Origin of the sequence: Mesorhizobium sp. M1E.F.Ca.ET.063.01.1.1, from assembly GCF_003998155.1 — a bacterium.
Lineage (GTDB): Bacteria > Pseudomonadota > Alphaproteobacteria > Rhizobiales > Rhizobiaceae > Mesorhizobium.
Window position 1 is genome coordinate 1 of record NZ_RZSC01000371.1, and the last position, 5,712, is coordinate 5,712.

Genomic DNA, 5,712 nt, shown 5'->3' on the forward strand with positions numbered 1-5,712 from the left:
CGTCAACCCCTTCGGCGCCTCGCGGGCGCGGCCGATCTCGACCAGTTGCTCGGCCGCGTTCTCCTTGAGGCTCTTGATGTTCATCTCGAGCCGGCGCGTGGTCATGGCGAATTCGGCGCGAACCCGGTCCTTCTCCGCCAGGATCTCGGCAGGTGTCAGCGGCATCGAGGCTTCGAGGCGCCTGCGCGTCAAGACGACGGCCCGCCGCCAGACGGCCGGCGCGATCAGCGACACCAGGAAGACGGCGCAGAGGAAGCCGAGTGCGAAGAACAGGACCGACTGGACCAAGATGGACTAATCCGTATGCGAGGCGGCAACCCGCCAATGCCCGACTGTGCCACCTTGGCATGGCGGAAATCCAGCGCCGCGGCAAGAGCTTGCCACGGCGCGATCAGGCTTATCCGAGCGGTTGTGACAATCCTGTCCGCTCAGAACGGATTCCAGGTCGCCCGCTCGGTAAGCTTCAGATAGCCGAGATTGACGCCGAGCCGGGCGCCGACGCCGGTACGGATCGGAACGATGAGCACCCTGTTGCTCTGCAGCACGTTGAAGCCGACGCCGGCCACGACATAGGCGGAACCGGCAACACCGCCAAAGCGGTTATAGAGGCTGCTGATGTCGTCCAGATTGTAGACCAGCATCATCACGCGCGACCCTTCGCCGCCGAAATCCCAGCCGAGCGACGGGCCTTGCCAGAACACCTTATGGTCGCCGGCATTCTTGGTGTAGAGAGTGCCCTCGCCGTAGGTCAGGCCGCCGATCAGCGCGCCGGATCCTTCTTCCCCGAGCAGATAGCCGTTGGGCAGGCCGTAGGACGCGAAAATCTTTTCGACCACGGTGGCGAGGCCGCCCGACGTCGCGCCGAAGAACTTGTGGCCGGAATCGATGATCTCCTGGGCGGTATATTCCTGGGCCCGCGACGCGGAGGTCGAGAAGATGAGGACGCCCACGAGGGCGATCGTCATGGTGAGGACGCGGACGATAGTCCGGTCATAGAATCGGGAAAACATGCTTCCAATCTCCGTCAGGGAGCACTTTCGCCGACGCCTCGTACCCCTACGGCTCTTGGCGGCCGCTTCGAGATGACTATCACGGGCAAACTATGCCGTAATCCTTTTTCAACCATTAAGCTGGCGCAGGAAGATGGCAGTTCGAAGGCTGGCGGCCCGGCACAGTCCCTTTAGCCTCGTTTTCAAGGCGTAAACGCACCATTTTCGCCGTCCGCGGCTGCGGATTTGTTGATGCACGGGCGGGCGCTGTGTATTCAGAGGGCGTTGGAAAGAGCGTGATTCGCGTGGCGGGCGCGAAAATCGGTCGCTCGGCCATGAATATGTGAACTAGCAGGGATTTATCCGATGGCCGAGCTCTTCACCCTCTCCGCCCCCGATCTGGCGGCGCTTCTGTGCAGCCGCGTATGCCATGACATCATTTCGCCGGTCGGCGCCATAAACAACGGCCTCGAACTGCTCGACGAAGGCGGCGCCGACGAAGACGCCATGAAGCTGATCCGCCAGAGCGCCAGGAACGCCTCGGCGCGCCTGCAGTTTGCCCGCATCGCTTTCGGCGCCGCCGGCTCTGCCGGCATGATGATCGACACCGGCGACGCGGAGGCCGTAGCCATTGCCTTTCTGAAGAATGAGAAGCCGGAACTGGTCTGGAACGGGGCTCGCGCGCTGCTGCCCAAGAACAAAGTCAAGCTGCTGCTCAATCTCATTCTCGTCGCCAATGCCGCCATACCGCGCGGCGGCAAACTGGTGGTCACGCTGGAGAACCTCGAGACCGAGCCGCGTTTTTCGCTGTCGGCCAGCGGCCCGATGCTGCGCGTGCCGCCAAAATTCCTCGAGCTGCATTCCGGTCACAAGCCCGAAGAGCCCATCGACGCCCACTCGGTCCAGCCTTATTACACGCTGCTTTTGGCGCGTGAGGCCAACATGACGATCTCGATTCACGCGACGGCCGAAGAGATCGTGCTGTCGGCGGCCTGAAGACAACGGCCAAGAACAGGTCAAGTATTCATTCCACTGATATTTCCGCTTGCAATGCCAGAGGGGCAATCCTTACCATTGCAGGTGTATTGGTTCGGCGGCGAAAAAGCGCGCAACGCGCCTCTTTGGAAAAACTTTACCTAACGGCTTTTCAGCTTCTTTACCGGATTGCTCTAAGGTGCCCCACGGTTACCGGAGGTTGCCGGTTCGGCAGATGGCAAAGAGGACCCGGAAATGAAGCGCTGCCTGTTCGTGGACGATTCGAGCGTCATCAGGAAAGTTGCAAAGCGTATCCTTGGCGGTTCGGACATCCTGGTCATCGAAGCGGCCAACGGGCTTGATGCGATCGAGATGTGCTCCACCGAAATGCCCGATGTCATCGTTGTCGACGGCGGCTTGGCCGACATGCAGGCAGTGGACCTCATTCGCCGCATCCGCGCCATCGAAAGCCCCGTCAAGCCGCAGATCCTGGTTTCGCTCGTCGAAGTCGACGTCGCTTCGATCATGCGGGCGAAACGCGCCGGCGCCCAGGGCTATCTGCTGAAGCCTTTCAACCGGGCGCAGTTACTCGAGAGCTTCCGCTCCCTGAAGATCGCAGCCTGAGATTTTCGATATCAAAAAACGAAAAACCCGGCCAAAGCCGGGTTTTTCGTATGAATTTCTTGGCTCCGCTCAGGCGCTGACGCGGATGTCTTCAGGCTCGCGCAGCACATAGCCGCGACCCCATACAGTCTCGATATAGTTCTGGCCGCCGGAGGCCGCGTCGAGCTTCTTGCGCAGCTTGCAGATGAAGACGTCGATGATCTTCAGTTCCGGCTCGTCCATGCCGCCATAGAGATGGTTGAGGAACATTTCCTTTGTCAGCGTCGTGCCCTTGCGCAGCGAGAGCAGCTCCAGCATCTGGTATTCCTTGCCCGTCAGATGCACGCGCTGGCCACCGACCTCGACCGTCTTGGCATCGAGATTGACCACCAGGTCGCCGGTCGTGATGACCGACTGGGCATGGCCCTTGGAGCGGCGCACGATGGCATGGATGCGTGCCACCAGTTCGTCCTTGTGGAAGGGCTTTGTCATGTAGTCGTCGGCGCCGAAGCCGAGGCCGCGCACCTTGTCCTCTATGCCGGCCATGCCGGAGAGGATCAGGATCGGCGTCTTGACCTTGGAGAGGCGAAGCGTGCGCAGCACTTCGTAGCCCGACATGTCGGGAAGGTTGAGATCGAGAAGGATGATGTCGTAGTCGTAGAGCTTGCCGAGATCGACCCCTTCTTCGCCGAGATCGGTCGTATAGACGTTGAAGCTCTCCGATTTCAGCATCAACTCGATGCTTTGTGCGGTTGCACTGTCGTCTTCAATCAGCAGAACACGCATTTCATTCCCCTTTTCTGCTGCCGGACCGCGTCACGACCCGTCCGGGACCGGAGCAGTGATTGCCTGAACAGAAGGTGCCACTGACTGGTTAACAAATCCTAATTTCGTGCCGAACACGATATCAGATTTTTTAACCCCTTTCTACACCCACTTGAATCTAATAACGAATCACAGACCCAAATCGCTCATGTACCACATTAATTAGTCAGCCTAAGTGACTCCAGAGACTCGCAGGCCTGGGCTTCCCGCCGCAGCCGGAATTTTTACCCGGCCTTAAGTCCTCGCCCGTATGATTAACAATGCCCGTAAACGAATGGTTACCGCCGGCAAAAATCTTTAGGGCTTTGTTTCCCATAGCGTTGGGAAAGCCGGGGGAAACGGGTGACGCTTGGGCCTTTCCAGGCTGATGGGACGATATGCAGGTGTGCGTTTCCGGGAGTACCGAGTCATGAAGTCACGTGAAAACCTCGTTCGGCTGAAGCAGTTTCAGGTGAATGAGAAACGGCGCCAGCTGTTGCAGTTGGACATGATGATCGCCGAGTTCGAGCGCATGGCCGTCGAGTTGGAGGCGCAGATCGTCGCCGAAGAGAAAAAAGCCGGCATCACCGACATCAACCATTTTGCCTACCCGACCTTCGCCAAGGCAGCGCGCCTGCGCCGCGACAACCTCAGGAACTCGCAGGGCGACCTCGCCCAGCAGCGAACCACGGCCGAATCATTACTCGGCGAAGCTGAAGCGGAGCTTTCCAAGGCGGAGATGCTGGAATCGCGCGACAGCAAGATCCGCGACGCGGAAGTGGGCGGCCGCAGCGCCATGATCGGCTGAGTGGATCGCTATTCGCCCCAACGCCGGTGCCCGCCGGCATCGCTGTTGAAACCCGCGCCGGGACAAATCCCGCCCGCGCCCCCGCTTCAAGGCAGCACTGCCATATCGTCCTGATGGTTCGCCGATGCCCGCGCGCGGGCATCCTTGATGTCGGGCGCATGCTCTTCCGCCCATGACCGGATTTGGCTGAGCAGTCCCGCCAGGTTCTGGCCGAGCTCCGTCAGCTCATATTCAACCCGCGGCGGGATGACCGGATAGACCTCGCGCCGGACAAGGCCGTCGCGCTCGAGCACACGCAGCGTCTGGGTCAGCATCTTCGGCGTGATGCCTTCCATCTTGCGCGCCAGTTCGCCATTGCGCAGCCGGCCGCGCCTTAGCGCGCAGACGGTCAGATAAACCCATTTGCTGGCCAGCATCTCGAGCACGGTATGCGACGGGCAGGTGCGCCGGAACGCATCGTAGCCGAAGGGGGTGGAGTTATCACTATCCATGAGGTACCTATATATAGAAAAGGTACATACTAGACAACAGAATATTACTATCCAAATGATAGCGGCATATTCATTCATGGGAGACCTTGATGCGTGCCGTTATCCAGAACTCCGTCGGTGGACCCGACGTCCTTTTCGTCGCCGAGCAGCCAGACCCCTCGCCCAAGCCTGGCGAGGTGCTGGTCCGCGTCGAGGCGGCGGGCATCAACCCTGTCGATGGCGCCGTGCGCGGCGGCTTTTACCCCCTGCTTGGCGAGCCGCCTTTCATTCTCGGCTGGGATATTTCCGGAACCGTCGAGGCGCTTGGCGCCGGCGTGACCGCCTTCAAGGTCGGCGACGATGTGTTCGGCATGCCGCGCTTTCCGAAACAGGTCGGAGCCTATGCCGATCTCGCGGCCGCGCCGGCGGACGAGATCGCCATCAAGCCTGCCGGCATCGATCATGTCCACGCCGCGGCGCTGCCGCTGGCTGGCCTTACCGCCTGGCAAGGCCTCGTCCGGCACGGCCGCATTCAGTCCGGCCAGCGCGTGCTGATCCACGCCGGGGCTGGTGGTGTCGGCCATCTGGCTGTGCAGATCGCCAAAGCACGCGGCGCTCATGTCGTCTCGACCGCCAGCCCGGGCAAGCTCGACTTCGTTCGCTCGCTCGGCGCCGACGAGGTCCTCGACTACACCAAGGGTGATTTCACTGAGAAGGCCGGCGGCTTCGACCTGGTGCTGGAGACTGTCGGCGGCGACCACGCCGAGGAGTCGCTTAAGGTGCTGGGGGACGGTGGCGTGCTGGTCTCGCTGCTCAATGTCCACGACACGACAAAGGCGAAGGCAAAGGAGCGGAACATCCGCGTCGAGCGCATGTCGGTGACGCCCGACCGCGAGGGCCTTGTCGAACTCGCCAGGCTGGTCGATGCCAAGAAGCTGTCGGCCCACGTGGCGAAAGCCTTCCCGCTCGATCAGGCAGGCGCAGCCCATGCCTTCCTTGCGACCCGGCCGATCGGCAAGGTCGTGCTAACGGTCTGACCAAAGCATGTCTCCCGAAAGTGGGA

The 5,712-nt window shown here is 61.0% G+C and carries 7 protein-coding genes and 1 pseudogene; 4 read left to right on the forward strand and 4 right to left on the reverse strand.

The genetic code is table 11. The annotated features are described in order from the left end of the window. Both EOA29_RS22785 and EOA29_RS22790 read right to left on the reverse strand, forming a co-directional pair. Positions 1-288, reverse strand: a pseudogene (locus EOA29_RS22785) (hypothetical protein); the annotation flags it as partial. A 140-nt stretch (positions 289-428) separates the two neighbouring features. Beyond that, positions 429-1,010, reverse strand: a complete 582-nt coding sequence (locus EOA29_RS22790) for an EipA family protein (RefSeq protein WP_126092290.1) — start codon at positions 1,008-1,010, stop codon at positions 429-431. A 345-nt stretch (positions 1,011-1,355) separates the two neighbouring features. On the opposite strand from EOA29_RS22790, the gene EOA29_RS22795 reads away from it, so the two are divergent. Next, on the forward strand, positions 1,356-1,985 hold the full coding sequence (locus EOA29_RS22795) for a histidine phosphotransferase family protein (RefSeq protein ID WP_126092289.1): 630 nt from the start codon (positions 1,356-1,358) through the stop codon (positions 1,983-1,985). 234 nt (positions 1,986-2,219) lie between these two features. Continuing rightward, entirely contained in the window at positions 2,220-2,588 is a 369-nt protein-coding gene (locus tag EOA29_RS22800; RefSeq protein ID WP_126092288.1) for a response regulator, read from the forward strand. A 69-nt stretch (positions 2,589-2,657) separates the two neighbouring features. On the opposite strand, the gene ctrA is transcribed toward EOA29_RS22800, so the two are convergent. Beyond that, positions 2,658-3,353, reverse strand: coding sequence for a cell cycle two-component system response regulator CtrA (gene ctrA, locus EOA29_RS22805; protein WP_006203583.1), 696 nt, complete (start codon positions 3,351-3,353; stop codon positions 2,658-2,660). A 448-nt stretch (positions 3,354-3,801) separates the two neighbouring features. Here ctrA and EOA29_RS22810 point away from each other — a divergent pair, with 448 nt between their 5' ends. Further along, the gene (locus EOA29_RS22810; protein ID WP_126095789.1) at positions 3,802-4,179 is read left to right on the forward strand and encodes a flagellar export protein FliJ; all 378 of its coding nucleotides are present in this window, start codon (positions 3,802-3,804) and stop codon (positions 4,177-4,179) included. 86 nt (positions 4,180-4,265) lie between these two features. Here EOA29_RS22810 and EOA29_RS22815 read toward each other — a convergent pair whose 3' ends face one another. Beyond that, on the reverse strand, positions 4,266-4,670 hold the full coding sequence (locus EOA29_RS22815; RefSeq protein ID WP_126092287.1) for a helix-turn-helix domain-containing protein: 405 nt from the start codon (positions 4,668-4,670) through the stop codon (positions 4,266-4,268). 89 nt (positions 4,671-4,759) lie between these two features. Here EOA29_RS22815 and EOA29_RS22820 point away from each other — a divergent pair, with 89 nt between their 5' ends. Then, entirely contained in the window at positions 4,760-5,686 is a 927-nt protein-coding gene (locus tag EOA29_RS22820; RefSeq protein ID WP_126092286.1) for an NADP-dependent oxidoreductase, read from the forward strand. The last annotated feature ends 26 nt before the right edge of the window (positions 5,687-5,712 follow it).